We start from the raw sequence: 15692 nt of genomic DNA on the forward strand, positions 1-15692 counted from the left end.
GCCCCAGGAGGTGCCCATGGCCTATGTGATCGGGACGAACTGCGTCGACGTCAAGGACCGCGCCTGTATCGACGAGTGCCCCGTCGACTGCATCTACGAGGGGGACCGGATGCTGTACATCCACCCCGGCGACTGCGTCGACTGCGGCGCCTGCGAACCGGTCTGCCCGGTCCAGGCCATCTACCCGGCCGACAGCCTGCCCGCCGAGTGGCAGTGGCATCTGACCGCCGCGGCCGAGGTGCTGTCCGGCCATCCGGACGAGCCCTCGGCGGGCCCGGTGCCCGATCACCGGGACGTCACCCTGCTGCCCCCGAAGCCCGACCCCGTATGACCCCCGGACCGGGACGGACCCTCCTTCCCGCCACGACCAGAGAAGAGGCCAGACGTGACTGATTGGCGCCTTGCCGTGGACATCGGCGGCACCTTCACCGATGTCGTCCTCCTCGACGCCGACACCGGACGTGTCGTCGTGGAGAAGACGCTCACCACCCCGGCCGCGCCGCTCGGCGGCGTCCGGGCCGGTGTGCTGTCCGCACTGGACAAGGCCGGGATCTCCCCCGGCGACATCACCCGCCCCATCGTCCACGCGACCACCCTGATCACCAACGCGCTGATCGAGGGCAAGACCGGCCGCGCGGCCCTGGTCACCACCGACGGTTTCGGTGACACGCTGGAGATCCGCAGCGAGCACCGCTACGACATGTACGACCTCCAGATCGAGTTCCCCGCGCCGCCGATCCCCCGCGACCTGGTCTTCGAGATCAACGAACGGACCTCGGCGAGCGGCGCGGTCCTCACCCGGCCGACGGAGACAGGGCTCGACACCCTCGCCGAGGAACTGCGCCGGCACGATGTCGAGGCGGTCGCGGTCTGTCTGCTGAACTCGTACGCCAACGCCGGGAACGAGCGGCTGGTGACGGAGGGGCTGGCCAAGCGCCTCGGGGTGCCGGTGTGCGCCTCGCACGAGGTGACCCCGCAGATCCGTGAGTACCCGCGCATGATCACCACGGTGTGCAACGCGGCGACGATGCCGGTCATCGGCCCGTATCTCAAGGAGCTCCAGGACTGGCTCACGGAGACCGGGTTCGGCGCCTCGGTGCTGATGATGCTCTCCAACGGCGGTGTGGTCTCCGCCGACGACGCCAGCAGAGTGCCGATCCGGCTGGTCGAGTCGGGTCCGGCGGCGGGCGCCCTGGCGGGTGTCTGGTACGCGCGGCGGCTCGGCGAGGAGCGGCTGTTCTGCTTCGACATGGGCGGCACGACCGCCAAGTCGTGTCTGATCGAGGACTACCGGCCCGAGCTGACCAACGAGTTCGAGGTGGCGCGGGTCTACCGCTTCAAGAAGGGTTCCGGCTACCCCTGTTCGATCCCTTCGGTCGACCTGGTGGAGATCGGCGCGGGCGGCGGCAGCCTGGCCCGGGTGGACGGCCTGGGTCTGCTGAAGGCGGGTCCCGACTCGGCGGGCGCGGACCCGGGCCCGGTCAGTTACGCCCGGGGCGGGACCGTCCCGGCGACCACCGACGCGGACCTGGTGATGGGCCTGCTGGACCCGGAGTACTTCCTGGGCGGTGAGATGCCCCTGGACCTCGCGGGGGCACGCGACGCGTTCACGCCGCTCGGCGAGCGGCTCGGCGCGACCGCCGACGACACGGCGGTCGGGGTGTACGAGGTCATCAACCAGAACATGGCGGCCTCGGCCCGGATGCACGCCGTGGAGCGCGGTATCGATCTGCGGGGCGTGGCGCTGATCGCGTTCGGCGGCGCGGGACCCGTGCACGCGTGCGGGGTGGCGACGCTGCTGGAGGCGCCCCGGGTGATCTTCCCGGTGAACGCGAGTGTGCTGTCCGCGTTCGGCACGCTGGTCTCCCCGGTCCGGATCGACCTGGCGCGGTCGATGGTCCGGGCCCTGGACGGGCGGGTCGACGCCGACCGTGACCTGCTTCTGGAGGACATGCGCCAGGAGGGCCGCCGGGTGCTCGCGGCGGCGGGCGCGGCCTCGGGGGATGTGCACTTCCGCTACGGCCTGGACGCCCGCTACGAGGGCCAGGGCAACGAGATCACGCTGTGGGTGGGCGAGGGCGCGGCCTGGCCGTCGTCGCTGGCGGAGACCCTGGAGCTGTTCCACGGCGAGTACGAGAAGATCTACGGTCTGCGCATCCCCGATGTGGGGGTCGAGGTCGTGACCTGGCGGGTGGCGGCCTGGTCGGACGCCCCCGGGTTCGAGGTACCGGCCGTGGCCGCCGGCAGCGGTACGCCGGTGCCGGACCGGCACCGTCCCGCCCGCTTCCGCCGGGGCGAGGAGCCCGTACCCGTCCCTGTGTACCGGCGGGCCGAACTCGGCGCGGGCGACCGCTTCGAGGGGCCCGCGCTGGTCGAGGAACGGGAGACGACATCGGTGATCCCCGGTGGCTGGAGCTGTGAGGTCGCCGCCGACGGGTCGATCGTCGCGACCGCGACCGCGCCGGCCGAGCGGTCTGTCACCGTCGAGCAGAACGAGGAGGTCTCCGCATGAGCCGTACCTTCGACGCCATCGAGCTGGAAGTCCTGTGGGGCTCCCTGGTGGCGACCGTCAACGAACAGGCCAAGGCCCTTCAGCGGTCGGCGTTCAGTCCGATCGTGCGGGAGGCGGGCGACCTCGCGAACGCGCTGTTCGACCGGCGCGGCCGGATGGTCGCGCAGGCCGTGACCGGGACGCCCGGCCACATCAACTCCCTCGCCATCGCGTGCCGCAACATCCTGGACCGGCACCCGGTCGACTCCCTCACCCCGGGGGACGTCCTCATCACCAACGACCCGTACCAGACGGCGGGTCAGCTCCTCGATGTGACGGTGCTGGTCCCGGTGTGGCGGGGCGGCCGGGTCATCGGCTTCTTCGGCTCCACGATCCACCACACCGATGTCGGCGGGTACGGCATCGGCGCGGGCGCCCGGGACGTGTTCGAGGAGGGCCTGTGGATACCGATCAGCAAGCTGATGACGGCGGGTGTCCGCAACGAACCGGTGTGGGACTTCATCCTGGCCAATGTCCGCCAGCCCCAGCACATGGCGGGTGATCTGCACGCGCAGATGGCGTCCGGCGAGGTGGGCGCGGTCCGGCTCCAGGCCCTGCTGGACTCGTACGACCTCCCGGACGTGGAGGAGCTGGCCGACGAGGTGATCCGCCGCTCGGAGGACGCCACCCGGCGGGCGATCCGTGAACTGCCGGGCGGGGTGTACCGGGCGTCGTCGGTGCTGGACCTGGCGGACGGTTCGGAGATCACCATCGAGGTCGCGGTGACCGTGGACGCCGACAAGGGCGAGATCCTGGTCGACTACGCGGGTTCGTCGGGCGCCAGCCCGTTCGGGATCAACGTCGTCAAGAACTACACCCACGCGTACACCACGTTCACCCTGCGCAGTCTGCTCAACCCGGAGATCCCCAACAACGCGGGCTCGCTGGCGCCGATCTCGGTGGAGGCGCCGGAGGGCAGCATCGTCAACGCGCGGCCGCCGTCCCCGTGCACGGCCCGCCATGTGGTGGGGATGTTCCTGCCGATGCCGCTGCTCCAGGCGATGTCGCAGGCGCTGCCCGACGCGGTGATGGCGGAGGGTTCGGCGGCGGTGTGGACGATGCAGGTCAGCGGCCATGACGCGGAGGGCAAGCCGTTCATCACCGCGATGTTCACCTACGCGGGCGGGGTCGGCGCGCGGGCCACCAAGCCGGGGCTGTCGACGACGTCGTACCCGACGGGTGTGTCGGCGGTGCCGCTGGAGGTGGTGGAGGCGTCCGCGCCGATCCGGTTCCTGCGCAAGGAGCTGCGCCGGGGTTCGGGCGGCAAGGGCGCCCAGGTCGGCGGGATGGGCCAGACCATCGAGTTCACCGTCGACTCGCCCTCGCCCTGGGTCCTCAACGCGGTCACCTCCCGGCTGGCCCGGGGACCTCTGGGTGTCTTCGGCGGCGGCGCCGGGGCGACCGGCCGGTTCCTGGTGAACGGTGAACCGGTGCGCACCCAGGCCCGGATCACGCTCCAGCCCGGGGACGTCGTCCGGCTGGAGCTGCCCGGCGGCGGCGGGTACGGGCCGGTCCCGGCGACCGCCGCGGTGTGACCCGCGCCCCGGGCGCCCGGGGTGTCCCCGCACACCGGCGGGCCGCCCCGGGCTCCCGGCACCCTGACGTACCCCATCCGCATCGGACCGGAGGCTGACATGCCCGGCACACCACCCACCTTCGCGGACCGCTGGGCGGACACCGCCGCGGCCCTCCCCGGGACGACGTTCCTCGTCTGGGAGGCCCCGGACGGGAGCGTGACCCGGTGGACGTACGGCGCGTTCGACGACCTGGTGGCCCGGGTCGCCGGGGGCCTGCGGGAACGGGGGGTCGTCCGGGGTTCCCGGGTGGGTGTGGCCCTGCCCAACTGCCCGGCGTACGTGGCGCTGTGGCTGGCGCTGGCCCGGCTGGGCGCGGCGATGGTGTGCTCCGATCCGTCGGCGCGGGCCCCGGAGTTCGCGGAGCAGTTGCGCCGGACCGGTGCGCGGCTGGGGTTCTGCGGGCCCGAACAGTACACCGAGTACCGCCGGGGGGCGTCGGCGGCCGGTGCCACAGCGTACGAAGTACCCCTCACGGATGTCGAGTTGTCGACATTGACGGGCGAACAGCGGGTCCGGGAGTCCGAAACGGTGGCGGACGACGTCCTGGGGCTGATGTTCACCTCGGGGACGACGGCCGCGCCCAAGTGCGTGATGGTGACCCAGGCCAACTACGTGTTCGCCGGGGAGGTGATGGCGGCGGCCTCGGCGCTGCGGACGACGGACCGCCAGCTCGTGGTGCTGCCGCTGTTCCACGCCAACGCCCAGTACTACTCGTTCGCCCCGGCGATCACCAGGGGCGCGAGCGTCGCCCTGATGCCGCGGTTCTCCGCGAGCGGACTGCTGGCCCAGGCGGCCCGCCACCGGGCCACCCATCTGAGTCTGTTCGCCGCGCCGATCCGGATGGTGCTCGCGCGCGGCGCGACCCCGGTGAGCGGGCTGTGCGTCACGCACTGCTGGTACGCGCAGAACGTCACCGACGAGCAGTACGAGCGGTTCGCCGCCCTGATCGGCTGCCGTCCGCGTCAGCTGTACGGCATGACGGAGACCGTTCCGGCGGTGCTCACCAACGGCGCGGTCGGCCCGCAGCCCCGCTCCATGGGGGTGCCCACGCTGGGCTGCCGGGTGACGGTACGGGACCCGGGCTCGGGCCGGACGGCCGGGACCGGCGAGGAGGGCGAGGTGTTCGTCGGGGGTGAGCCGGGCCGGACGCTGTTCGCCGGGTATCTGGACGACCCGGTGACGACGGCGGCGTCCTTCCCGTTCGGCGACGGCTGGTTCGCCACCGGGGACCGGGCGCGGGTGGACGCGCGGGGCAGGTTCTTCTTCGCGGGGCGGCGCGGCGATGTGCTGAAGGTGTCCGGCGAGAACGTGTCGCTGGTGGAGGTCGAGGCGGTGCTGGCGGACCATCCGGGGGTCCTGGAGGCGGCGGTGGTCGGTGAGCCCGATCCGGTGCGTGACGAGGTGCCCGTGGCGTATGTGGTGGCCGTACCGGACTGCGCGCCGGACGCGCTGGACGACCTCGCCGCGTGGTGCGCGCGGCGGTTGGCGAAGTCCAAGCGTCCGGTGCGGTTCGAGCGGGTGCCGGAGCTGCCGCGCACCTCGGTGGGGAAGATCCGCAAGTTCCGGCTCACCGAAGGGGGCCGTCCATGACGACCTGGCGTTTTCCGTTCGCGTCACCGGACCGGCTACCGGCGGCCACCGCGCTGGCCGATGTGCTCCAGCTGCGGGGCGCCACCGGCTGGCTGACCCCGCCGCTGAGGCCCGTCCGGCGCGGCCCGGCGGTCCCGGTCCTCGCGGCAGCCCGTACGGTCCGGCTGGCCCCGGGCCCCGGGCCGCACGGGCTGGGCCCGTTGCGGTCGCTGCTCGGGGAGGATCTGACGGGCCGGGTGCTGGTGATCGCCGGGGCGTCGCACGTGCCCGGGGCGGTGTGGGGCGAGATCCTGACGGAAGCGGCCCTCGCGCGCGGCGCGTGCGGGGCGCTGGTGGAGGGCCTGGTCCGGGACGTCCCGGCGCTGGAGCGGCTGGCGTTGCCCGTATGGGCGCTCGGCGAGGCGACGGCGGGACCGGGCACCGGGGTCCATGTCGCGGAGGTGGGCGGCCCGGTGTCACCGGGCGGCGTGCCCCTGACCGACGGCACGCCCGTCCTGCTGGACGACGGCGGGGCGGTGGCCCTGCCGGACGCGCCGGACGAGGCGGCCACGCTTCTCGCGGACGCGGCGGCGTACTCCGCCGCCGAGGAGGAGGTGCTGGCCGCGCTGGGCGCGGGCCTGCGGATGCCGCTGGCCTACCGCCCGAAGGCGGCGCTGGTCACCCGGCTGCGGGGCCGCGGCCCCACCGGGTGACGGGGGCGGTTCCCCGCCCGGACGGCGACGCCGCCGCTCCCCCTCCACGGCTACAGCTCCACCCACACGACCTGGTGATGGTCGGAGTCCCGGGTGCCCCAGGCGCCGGACAGCGCCTCGACGATCTCCAGCCCCCGGGGGTGCTCGCGCAGCGAGTGCGGCGAGCCGGGTGTGCTCTCCCGGCTGTGCGCGCCCCGCTGACCGGGCATGCACACGCACGGCCCGCTCTGGACGGTGAGCCGGACCGTGCCGCCCGGCCAGTGCTGGACCTGGCAGTGGACACGGCCGTCGGAGGGCAGACCGCGTTCGGCGGGGCGGTGCCGGACGGCGTGGGTGACGAGCTCGGACATCAGCAGGGTGGCCGTGTCGGTGACCTGCGGGTCCACCCGCCAGCGGGCGAGCGCGGCACGGGTGTGGGACCGCGCCTGCCGGGGGGCCTCCGGACCGGCCTCCACCCAACGGCTGAGGGTCCGGGGGCGTTCCCCCGCCCCCGCGTCCCCCGGCGGCACCGGCCGCCGGGTGGGGGGCTCGTCGTCCGTCATGATTTCAACGATCCACGCAATGCGCGCGTTCCGCAATATGCATACATAAAGTAATAGGGTGTGACGAAGAGTGTGATCCGCTCAGGCCCCGAGGAGCCCGACCGTGACCGACCCCACGCCCGCGCGGCGGGCACCGACGGGCGTGGACACGAGCGTCCCCCACTCCGCGCGGATCTGGAACTTCTGGCAGGGCGGCGAGTACTTCTACGAGGCCGACCGGATCGCCGGGGAGGCTTTCGCGGCCGAGGTGCCCGAGATCCGCGAGCTGGCGCTGTCGAGCCGTCAGTTCCTGCGCCGGACCGTGCGCTGGGCGGTGGCCGGGGCGGGCCTGCGCCAGGTGCTCGACCTGGGGGCGGGACTGCCCTCCGCGCCGGACGTCCATGAGATCGCGCGGACCGTCGACCCGCTGTGCCGGGTGGTGTACGTCGACAACGACCCGATGGTCACGGCCCACCGGGCATCCGGTCCGGACAGCGCGCCCGACGACGCGACCGCGTACGTCCACGCCGATGTCCGGGACACCGCTCATGTGCTGGCCGAGGCCGCGCGCGTCCTGGACCTCGGGCGTCCCACGGCGCTGGTGCTCAGCGACATGCTGGGCCACATCAGCGATCTCGACGAGGCGTACGGCGTGGTGGAACGGCTGGTCGGGGCGGTCGCGCCGGGCAGTCTGCTGGTGCTGAGCCACAGCGCGCCCAGTTCCCTGCTGCCCCGGCTCGCCGCCGCGAACGACGCGTACGCCGGCAGCGGCGGCACCCCCTATGTGCTGCGGACCCCGGAGCAGATCGCCGGATTCTTCGAGGGGCTCGAACTGGTCCCGCCCGGCCTCGTCCCGATGCCCCGCTGGCGTCCGGACGGCAGCACCCTGAGGAGTACGGCGGATGTCGGCTGGGGCGCGGTCGCCCGGATCGGCTGACCCGCAACGTCCCCGCAACGTCAGGCACGGCACCCTGTCGGGCAGGGTGCGCCATCGACAGGGCCGCGCGAGGGCCGGGACGGCGTACCCGTGGCCCGCCCACCGGACGGGCCGTACGCGCCCCCCGTAGCCGAGCCCCGGGACACCGTATGGACAGCACGGACCCCACCGGCCCCCCGCCCGCCCGGGTGGAGCTGACCCATGCCGCGGCCGAGCTGCTGCGCCGACTGCGCGCGGAGCACGGGCCGCTGATGTTCCATCAGTCGGGCGGCTGCTGCGACGGCAGCGCCCCCATGTGCTTCCCGGCGGGTGAGTTCCGTACCGGCGACTCCGATGTGCTGCTCGCCGAGCTGAACGTCGAGGGCTGCCGCGAACCCGTCCCGTTCTGGATTTCGCGCAGCCAGTTCGCGGTGTGGAGCCACACCCGGCTGATCGTCGACGTGGTGCCGGGGCGCGGTGGCGGCTTCTCCCTGGAGGCACCCGAAGGAGTGCGATTTCTGATCCGTTCGCGTCTGGTCGGCACGTAGTCACCCCTGACACGGCCCTCCTTCTGATGGACTCGCTCACCGACCGAAAACCGGCCTTCCGGACAGAAGTTGGCGCGGCGGCCGGCGGAAGGAGCGCGATCAGTGACAGAACGCGGTACGGGAGCCCCACCCCGGCTCGGTACGGAGCGCCACGACGGACCCGCCGCCCGCACCCGTGAACGCGGGCGGTTCAAGGCTTTGCTGGCGGTGGGCCTGACCTGTGCGGCCCTGACCGGCACTGCGCTGTCCGCCGCGCCGCAGGCCAGCGGCGCCCAGGCGGGCGAGGCGTTCGCGGGCGCCGCGAAGCGCCCCGGAAGCGTCAAGGTCCACGGCGCCCCGCCCGGCGCCCACGGTCTGCTGGGGGTGACCGAACGGATCGCCACCGGGGTGACGTACCGGCACTACGACATCGGCACCCCGCGCGGCACCACCCACGCCCATCTGCTGACCGTCGATCTGGGCGACCCCGGGGTCAAGGTCGATCTGCTCTACCCCTCGGTGGTGGGCGGCCGGGCCACCGTCTCGTCGCTCGCGAACACGGGCGGCGCGATCGCGGGTGTCAACGGCGACTTCTTCAACATCACCGAGGCGCAGCACCCCGGGGTCTCCCCCACCTACGCGCCGGTGGGCCCCGCGATCGCCGCGGGACGGGAGTTGAAGGCGGCCGTCCCGCGCAAGCAGCGCTTCGGTCCGTCGCTGCCGCCCGGCACCAGCACCGAGGACGTGCTGGGGGTCGACACCGAAGGCCGGGCGCGGCTGGACCGGCTGCGGCTCGACGGCGCGGTGACCACCCCCGGCGGCACGCTGAAGCTGCACGGCCTGAACCAGTACGCCCTCAAGGTGGGCTCGGTCGGGGCGTTCACCGCCGACTGGGGCAGCCGTTCCCGGGTCCGCGCGACCTGCGGCAGCGACACCAAGCGCGGCGATCCGTGCAGCGACGACACCCATGAGGTGACCGTGCGCGGCGGCGAGGTCGTCGCCACCCGCGCCACCCCGGGTGACGGACGTGTCCTCCAGGGCACGACCGTGCTGGTCGGCCGGGAGGCGGGCGCGCGTGAGCTGCGCAAACTGTCGGTCGGCGACCGGGTGACGGTGCGCCACCGGCTGGTTCCGTCGGTGGCGGGGGTGGCGTACCGGTTCGCGATCGGCGGGCACCCCGTGCTGCGGGACGGGGCGCCGCTCAGCGGGCTGGACACCTCGGCGTCGGCCGTGCGGACGGCCGTCGGCATCGACGCCGCCGGGCGGCGGCTGCTGCTGTTCGCGGTGGACGGGGCGAGCGCCTACCGCAAGGGCCTGACCATGGCGGAGCTGGCCCGGGAGCTGCGGGACGCGGGCGCCGACGACGGGTTCAACCTCGACGGCGGCGGCTCGTCCACCCTCGCGGCCCGTAAGGCGGGGGCGACCCGGGTCACGGTGCGCAACCACCCCAGCGACGGCTCGGAACGCATGGTCGCCAACGGGATCGGGGTGTTCGCCACGGGGTGAGATCCCCGTCCCCGCCACCGGACGGGGCGGGCACCGGGGAGCGCGCACCCCGTCGATCGTCGTACTTACCCTACGATCGGCGGGGTGTGCGCATATGTCATGGTCGCCGAGGACGACGAGAAGCAGGCCGAGCTGGTCCGCCGCTATCTCGAAAGAGAGGGCCACGGTGTGACGCTGGTCCATGACGGACTGGCGGTCCTGGAACGGGTCCGGCAGCGGGAACCGGATCTGATCGTGCTCGACGTGATGATGCCGAAGGCGGACGGCCTGGACGTGGTGCGGGTACTGCGGGCCGAGGCCCGTACCGTGCCCGTGCTGATGCTGACGGCCCGCAGCACCGAGGACGATCTGCTGCTCGGGCTGGACCTCGGCGCGGACGACTACATGACCAAGCCGTACAGTCCGCGCGAACTGATGGCCCGGGTACGCACCCTGCTGCGGCGCACCGCCCGGCCGGTGCCCGCCGCCGCTCCCCCGGCGGTCCGGACCCTGGCCGTCGGCGCGCTGGTCGTCGACCCGGACCGCCATGAGGTCCATGTCGACGGCGGCGCCGTGGAGTGCACACCGGGCGAGTTCCGGCTGCTGGCCGCGATGGCAGCCGAACCGGACCGGGTCTTCAGCCGGCAGCGGCTGCTGGAGGAACTCCACGGCTTCGACCGGTACATCAGCATCCGCACGGTCGACGTGCATGTGATGAACCTCCGCAAGAAGATAGAGCGGGCCCCGCGCCGTCCGGCCCGGCTGCTCACCGTCTTCGGGGTCGGCTACAAGCTCACCGATCCGGAGCGGGGCCGTGGCGGGCCGGGCGGGGCCGGGCGACATGCCCAGGCGTGAACGAAGGCGCGGCAAAAGGGCGGAGCGCCGGGCGGAGCGCGGCTCACGGCTGCCGCTGCGCAAGAGCCTGCTGGGCCGGTTCCTCGCCGTGTCGGCGCTGGTCGCCGCGTGTTCGGTGGCGGCGACCGCGTGGATCGCCGTGCAGACGACCTCCGGCGCGATCGAGCAGGAGCAGGGCCGGGCCATCGCGGACGACGCGCGGGTCTACGACACCCTGCTCGCCTACGGCGCCACGCACGCGGGGTGGGAAGGCGTCCAGCGGACCGTGGACGAACTCGCGGAGCGCACGGGACGCCGGGTCACCCTCACCACCAACGAGCAGCGGCGCCCGCTCGCGGACTCCAGCGACCGGGCCGTCCCGCCCGCACTGCCCCCGCATCCCTCCGCGGTCGTCAACCCGCTGGCCGTGGACACCGCCCTGTCGGGGCTCACGTCGGGCGGTCCGGGCACGGACCCCGTCACGAGCCGTACGACCGTGACCCCGGGTCCCGTCCGCGAGGGGGACCGGGGCGGGCCCGTGCCGGCTCCCCGGACTCCGTTGAAGGAACCCGCTCCCGTGCCCTCCGCGAGGCCCGGGGTCCCCCCTCGGATCGACATCGCGGGATCCGCCGAGGTGCTGCCCTCCCCGCAGGGCGAGCGGACGGCCGCCGAACTGGCGGCCGACCGGATCGACCCGAGAGCGGTGGGACCGTTCGCGCTGTCCGCGGCCGACCGAGGGGTGCTGCGGGCGCTCGCCGAGCGGCAGGCCCGTTGCTACACCGACCGCGGTTTCACCGTCACCATCGTCACCGGGCCCAGCGGCCGTCCCCGGCTGGAGACCGAGCGGCCGTCCACGACGGCCGACCGCGACGTCTATGTGACGGATGAACTGGACTGCGGCACCGAGGCGCTGGCCACCCCGACGGCGTCCGAGCGCAAGGCGCTGGACACGCTCAACGACCTCACCAACGCCTGTCTCGACCGGCGGGGCCACGCCGAGGTGGAGGTGGCCCTGGATCTGACGTGGTCCTCCGGGTCCCGGGCCGCGAAGTCACGCGCGGACGGCGGGGACCGTCCGGTCGCCACATGTCTGGAGAACGCCCGGCTGGAGCAGCTCGCCTCCCATGTGGCGGAACCCGCGCTGCTGTTCCTCACCGCCCCGGACGGCGGCGCCGAATCCAACTTCGATCTGTCGCCCGCCAACACGGCGAAGATCGCGGGAGCCGCGGCCCTGGTGCTCGCCCTGACGGTCGGGGTGTCGGTCCTCGCGGGCACCCGGCTGGTGCGTCCGCTGCACGCCCTGACCGGTGCGGCCCGCCGGATGCGGGACGGCACGGACGGGGACCGCTGGACCCCGGTACGGGTACCCGCCGACAGCGAGATAGGGCGGCTGGCTGCCGCGTTCAACGACATGGCGGCGCACCGCACCCGGCTGGAGGAGCAGCGCAAGGTGATGGTCAGCGATGTGGCGCACGAGCTGCGGACCCCGTTGAGCACCATCCGGGGCTGGCTGGAGGGTGCCCAGGACGGGGTGGCCGAACTGGACAAGGCGCTGGTGGCGTCGCTGCTGGAGGAGGCGGTGCAGCTCCAGCACATCATCGACGACCTCCAGGACCTGGCCGAGGCGGACGCGGGCGCCCTGCGGCTGAGCCCGGAGCCGGTACGGGTCACGGAGCTGCTGACCCAGGTCGCCGCCGCGCACCGGACCCGGGCGGACGCGGCGGGCGTCACCCTGACCGTGCGGACGGAGGCGGACCCCGTGACGGGGCGGGGCGGCGGGCCCGGCGAGAGTGTGACGCTCCCTCACCACGAGGACCCGTGGGCCGATCCGGTCCGGCTGCGGCAGGCCGTCGGGAACCTCGTGTCCAACGCGATCCGGCACACCCCGTCCGGTGGTGAGGTGTGTGTACGGGCGTTCCGCCGTGGCCCGGACGGTGATCTGGTCGTGGAGGTCCGGGACACCGGGGAAGGGATATCCGCGGAGCAGCTGCCCTATGTCTTCGACCGTTTCTGGCGGGCCGAGAAGTCCCGCAACCGGCGTACCGGCGGCAGCGGTCTGGGGCTCGCGATCGTCCGGCGGCTGATGGAGGCGCACGGCGGGACGGTCGACGTGTCGAGCGTCGTCGGCGTGGGTACGGTCTTCACCCTGTGGTTTCCCATGGCGGCGCGGTGGGACCGGGCCACCGGCCCGGACACCGACGGTCGGGGCGTTCCCGCCGGTGGCTGAACCGGTGGCGGGTGAAGCGGTGGCCGGGTGAAGCGGTGGCGGGTGAGCAGTGGCCGGGTGAACCGGTGGCGGGTGAGCCGGTGGCCGGGGTGATGCGGTGGCAGGTGTGCCGGGGGCCGGGGTGATCCGGTGGCAGGTGAGCCGGTGGCGGGTGGGGGCCGCGCGCGGCCTGATGCGATCAGCACAGCGAGCTGACAGGTTCCTCACAACTGCCCGGCAGCCTTGCGGCATACCCGGGAGGACGGCACCACCGGCCTTCCCGGGTACCCGTAGTCCCTGCTGAAAGGCAACCACGTCATGTCCTCTCGCTCCATCCTGCGTCGTGCGACGCTGCTCACCGCGGCCATCGGCGGGGTGCTCGCCCCGGCCGGCGCGGCCGTAGCGTCCGACGGCGCGCCGGACCGCAGCATCTCCGTGTCCGACCCCGGCTCCCCCGCCAAGGCGGAGGTCGTCCAGCCCGACCGCGAGGCCCCCGGCGACAAGGTGACGGTGACCCCGCGCGGCGGCGTCGCGGCCGGCGCGGCGACCCAGCCGCCGCGCTCGGCCCCTGCTCCCGAAGCGGCTGCCGGCTCGACACCGGCACCGCGTGTCGTCGACGGCAAGCCGGCCGACAAGAAGATCTCCCTCGCGCCCCGTGGCGGGGTCGCCGCCGGTGAGCCGACGGCCACCCCCGCACCGCGCGTCGTCGACAGCAAGCTGGCCGACAAGAAGGTCTCCCTCGCCCCCCGTGGCGGGGTCGCCGCCGGTGAGCGGGTCGCGGCCGAGGGCGGCGGCTCGACCGCCGTCGCCGGTTCCGCGGCCGGTCTGGTGATGCTCGCGGGCGCCGGGACCATCATGCTGCGCCGCCGCGCGGCGCACCGCAACGGCTGATCCGCCCGGGTGGCGCCGCTCCGTGCGGCGCCACCCGTCCGCGTCATCCGTCCGCGCGGCCCGGACACGCGCCGCGTCCCCCTCCCGAGACCCGGAAGACCCCGAGGCACCGTGACGCCGACCCGCCGCACCCCGCAGGGCCCCGAAGGGCCCTCCTCCCGTCCCGCCCGGCTGTTCGGGCCGGTCCACCGCGTACGGCGGGCCGGCGCGCTCGCGCTCCTCGCGGTCACCCTGACCGGCACCCTCACCGCCTGCGGAGCCGGTACCGGTGACGAGGGGACGCGCTCCGCGCCGACCTCGTCCGCCGCCGGTTCGGCCCCCGCCACCGAAGCGCCGTCCGGCACCCCTTCCCCCGGCCGTACCGCCCGGGGCGACGAGGTACCCGCTCCCACCGAGGTGACGATCCCGTCGATCGGGGTGTCCTCCACGCTGATGTCCCTCGGACTCAACAAGGACGGCACGGTCGAAGTCCCCCCGGCCGACCAGGGGATGACCGCCGGGTGGTACACGGGCCGTCCGGCCCCGGGACAGCCGGGCCCCGCGGTGATCATCGGCCACAACTCCACCCGGCACGGCCCCGCGGTCTTCGAGAAGCTGCACCAGCTGCGCGAGGGCGCCCGGATCGACGTCCGTGACGCGTCCGGCGGGACCTCCCGGTTCACCGTCACCGGTACGGAGACCGTCAGCAAGAAGGCGTTCCCCACCGAGCGGGTCTACGGCGCGACATCCGAGCGGGTCCTGCGGCTCATCACCTGCGACGGCGACTTCGACGCCGAGGGGCACCCGGTGGACAACCTGATCGTGTACGCGGAGCTGCGCCCCTGACCGCTTCAGCCACGGCGTTGCTGTCGTGCGTCGAGGTACGCGGCGAGGCCCGCCAGGTCGTCGGTGTTGAGGTGGTCCACCCCGGCGGCGAGGAGTTCGTCCCAGACGGCCTCCCGCTGCGGTCCGGGTGCGTCGGGTGTGGCCCAGAACCGCACCCGCAGGCCCCGTGACCGGGCCTCGGCGGTGACCCTCCGCAGGGTCTCGCGCTCGGTCGGCGGGACGGGTCCCGCGCCCCGCCAGGTGAAGTGACGGCCCCAGTTGTCGCTGATCAGCGGGACGAGCGAGGGGCGGACCGCGGGCCCGAGGTCGGTGAGGCGGCCGTCGTGGAAGGCGTACCGGTACCGCTGAGCCGCCATCGGCTCCCGGGCCGCCCGGTCCCCCGAGACCACCACGGTGACCGGTCCGCGTCGTACCCGTCCGGCGCGGTACGAGCTGAGGAGCCCGGGGTACGCGCGCAGCCGGCGGTCCAGGGCGTGGTACGCCGACACGCCCTCGGTCTTGAGGTCGACGAGGAGTTGCAGGGACAGCCGGGAGCCCCGGTACACGGTGCCGCGGTGGGCCCGGACCCGGGCCGCGAGCGGTGCGAGGTAGAGCGCGTCGAGGGTGCGGGAGGGGTCGAGGTCCACCGGGTCGTGGGCCACGAGGAGTTGGCCGTCCACGAGGTGTACGTCGGCCTCGACGCTGGTGAAGCGGTGCGCCAGGGCGTCGTGCAGGGGGCGGGGGTGGGCGAAGTCGTTGTGCGCGTGTGCGTGCCGCAAGGGCCTGGGGTTCTGGGTGGCCCGTCCCTGCCCTCGCGCCTCGGTGGACCCGACCGCCCGGACGGTGAGCCCTCCCCCGAGCCCGGCCAACACCCGCCGCCGCTCCATCCCGCCGCCCCCTCCCCGTCGCTCACGCCCCCGGGTTTCCTGTGCTTGGCGCACTTGTTCCTGTGCGGGTACTCGTCGGGTGCGCAGTTCCCCGCGCCCCTGAGTCTTCTGTGCTTGGCCCACTTGTTCCTGTACAGGTTCCCCGCACTCCTAGACGAGTCATTCCGAATGCTGATGGTGTGTTCGGGAACGCGGACAGGGCGTCCAAGAT

At 73.7% G+C, this 15692-nt stretch carries 14 protein-coding genes; 12 read left to right on the forward strand and 2 right to left on the reverse strand.

Annotated features, from left to right (window positions below; all coding sequences use genetic code 11):
• The first annotated feature begins 16 nt into the window (after nucleotides 1–16).
• The 5 genes from fdxA to AB852_RS17235 all read left to right on the forward strand — a co-directional run bounded on the left by fdxA (nucleotide 17) and on the right by AB852_RS17235 (nucleotide 6410).
• Nucleotides 17–331: a ferredoxin gene (gene fdxA, locus AB852_RS17215; protein ID WP_073789069.1), complete on the forward strand. Its 315-nt coding sequence runs from the start codon at nucleotides 17–19 to the stop codon at nucleotides 329–331.
• A 54-nt stretch (nucleotides 332–385) separates the two neighbouring features.
• Nucleotides 386–2512 (forward strand): hydantoinase/oxoprolinase family protein, encoded by a 2127-nt coding sequence (locus tag AB852_RS17220; protein WP_073789071.1) that lies wholly within the window; start codon nucleotides 386–388, stop codon nucleotides 2510–2512.
• Nucleotides 2509–4086 carry a hydantoinase B/oxoprolinase family protein gene (locus AB852_RS17225; RefSeq protein ID WP_073789073.1) on the forward strand — a complete coding sequence of 526 codons (1578 nt, stop codon included), beginning with the start codon at nucleotides 2509–2511 and terminating at the stop codon, nucleotides 4084–4086. Before AB852_RS17220 ends, AB852_RS17225 begins: the two co-directional genes overlap by 4 nt.
• Before the next feature lie 99 nt (nucleotides 4087–4185).
• Complete coding sequence (locus tag AB852_RS17230; protein ID WP_073789075.1) at nucleotides 4186–5718, forward strand: class I adenylate-forming enzyme family protein; 1533 nt, start codon at nucleotides 4186–4188, stop codon at nucleotides 5716–5718.
• A complete protein-coding gene (locus AB852_RS17235; RefSeq protein WP_073789077.1) occupies nucleotides 5715–6410 on the forward strand; it encodes an RraA family protein in 696 nt (231 codons plus the stop codon). The genes AB852_RS17230 and AB852_RS17235 overlap by 4 nt, the downstream gene beginning before the upstream one ends.
• A 50-nt stretch (nucleotides 6411–6460) precedes the next feature.
• Here the strand turns inward: AB852_RS17235 and AB852_RS17240 are convergent, their stop codons facing one another.
• Nucleotides 6461–6952 (reverse strand): ATP-binding protein, encoded by a 492-nt coding sequence (locus AB852_RS17240; RefSeq protein WP_073789079.1) that lies wholly within the window; start codon nucleotides 6950–6952, stop codon nucleotides 6461–6463.
• A gap of 103 nt (nucleotides 6953–7055) precedes the next feature.
• On the opposite strand from AB852_RS17240, the gene AB852_RS17245 reads away from it, so the two are divergent.
• From AB852_RS17245 to AB852_RS17275, 7 genes are all read left to right on the forward strand, one after another.
• On the forward strand, nucleotides 7056–7868 hold the full coding sequence (locus tag AB852_RS17245; RefSeq protein WP_073789082.1) for an SAM-dependent methyltransferase: 813 nt from the start codon (nucleotides 7056–7058) through the stop codon (nucleotides 7866–7868).
• A gap of 149 nt (nucleotides 7869–8017) precedes the next feature.
• Nucleotides 8018–8395 carry a DUF779 domain-containing protein gene (locus tag AB852_RS17250; RefSeq protein ID WP_073789084.1) on the forward strand — a complete coding sequence of 126 codons (378 nt, stop codon included), beginning with the start codon at nucleotides 8018–8020 and terminating at the stop codon, nucleotides 8393–8395.
• Nucleotides 8396–8596: 201 nt separating this feature from the next.
• Nucleotides 8597–9880, forward strand: a complete 1284-nt coding sequence (locus AB852_RS17255) for a phosphodiester glycosidase family protein (RefSeq protein ID WP_405675087.1) — start codon at nucleotides 8597–8599, stop codon at nucleotides 9878–9880.
• Nucleotides 9881–9979: 99 nt separating this feature from the next.
• Nucleotides 9980–10714, forward strand: a complete 735-nt coding sequence (locus AB852_RS17260; RefSeq protein ID WP_073789086.1) for a response regulator transcription factor — start codon at nucleotides 9980–9982, stop codon at nucleotides 10712–10714.
• Nucleotides 10701–12920 carry an ATP-binding protein gene (locus tag AB852_RS17265; RefSeq protein ID WP_079184715.1) on the forward strand — a complete coding sequence of 740 codons (2220 nt, stop codon included), beginning with the start codon at nucleotides 10701–10703 and terminating at the stop codon, nucleotides 12918–12920. The genes AB852_RS17260 and AB852_RS17265 overlap by 14 nt, the downstream gene beginning before the upstream one ends.
• Before the next feature lie 297 nt (nucleotides 12921–13217).
• Nucleotides 13218–13790, forward strand: coding sequence for a hypothetical protein (locus AB852_RS17270; RefSeq protein WP_107499259.1), 573 nt, complete (start codon nucleotides 13218–13220; stop codon nucleotides 13788–13790).
• A gap of 171 nt (nucleotides 13791–13961) precedes the next feature.
• A complete protein-coding gene (locus AB852_RS17275; protein ID WP_073789280.1) occupies nucleotides 13962–14615 on the forward strand; it encodes a class F sortase in 654 nt (217 codons plus the stop codon).
• A 5-nt stretch (nucleotides 14616–14620) separates the two neighbouring features.
• Here AB852_RS17275 and AB852_RS17280 read toward each other — a convergent pair whose 3' ends face one another.
• Nucleotides 14621–15481: a phosphatidylinositol-specific phospholipase C/glycerophosphodiester phosphodiesterase family protein gene (locus AB852_RS17280; protein WP_073789089.1), complete on the reverse strand. Its 861-nt coding sequence runs from the start codon at nucleotides 15479–15481 to the stop codon at nucleotides 14621–14623.
• Between the last annotated feature and the right edge of the window lie 211 nt (nucleotides 15482–15692).

Source organism: Streptomyces uncialis (genome assembly GCF_001905345.1).
Lineage (GTDB): Bacteria > Actinomycetota > Actinomycetes > Streptomycetales > Streptomycetaceae > Streptomyces > Streptomyces uncialis.

Coding starts and splice junctions, on each gene's coding strand:
- fdxA (WP_073789069.1), top strand. CDS start 17: ATGGCCTATGTGATCGGGACGAACTGCGTCGACGTCAAGGACCGCGCC.
- AB852_RS17225 (WP_073789073.1), top strand. CDS start 2,509: ATGAGCCGTACCTTCGACGCCATCGAGCTGGAAGTCCTGTGGGGCTCC.
- AB852_RS17230 (WP_073789075.1), top strand. CDS start 4,186: ATGCCCGGCACACCACCCACCTTCGCGGACCGCTGGGCGGACACCGCC.
- AB852_RS17235 (WP_073789077.1), top strand. CDS start 5,715: ATGACGACCTGGCGTTTTCCGTTCGCGTCACCGGACCGGCTACCGGCG.
- AB852_RS17240 (WP_073789079.1), bottom strand. CDS start 6,952: ATGACGGACGACGAGCCCCCCACCCGGCGGCCGGTGCCGCCGGGGGAC.
- AB852_RS17250 (WP_073789084.1), top strand. CDS start 8,018: ATGGACAGCACGGACCCCACCGGCCCCCCGCCCGCCCGGGTGGAGCTG.
- AB852_RS17260 (WP_073789086.1), top strand. CDS start 9,980: ATGGTCGCCGAGGACGACGAGAAGCAGGCCGAGCTGGTCCGCCGCTAT.
- AB852_RS17265 (WP_079184715.1), top strand. CDS start 10,701: ATGCCCAGGCGTGAACGAAGGCGCGGCAAAAGGGCGGAGCGCCGGGCG.
- AB852_RS17270 (WP_107499259.1), top strand. CDS start 13,218: ATGTCCTCTCGCTCCATCCTGCGTCGTGCGACGCTGCTCACCGCGGCC.
- AB852_RS17280 (WP_073789089.1), bottom strand. CDS start 15,481: ATGGAGCGGCGGCGGGTGTTGGCCGGGCTCGGGGGAGGGCTCACCGTC.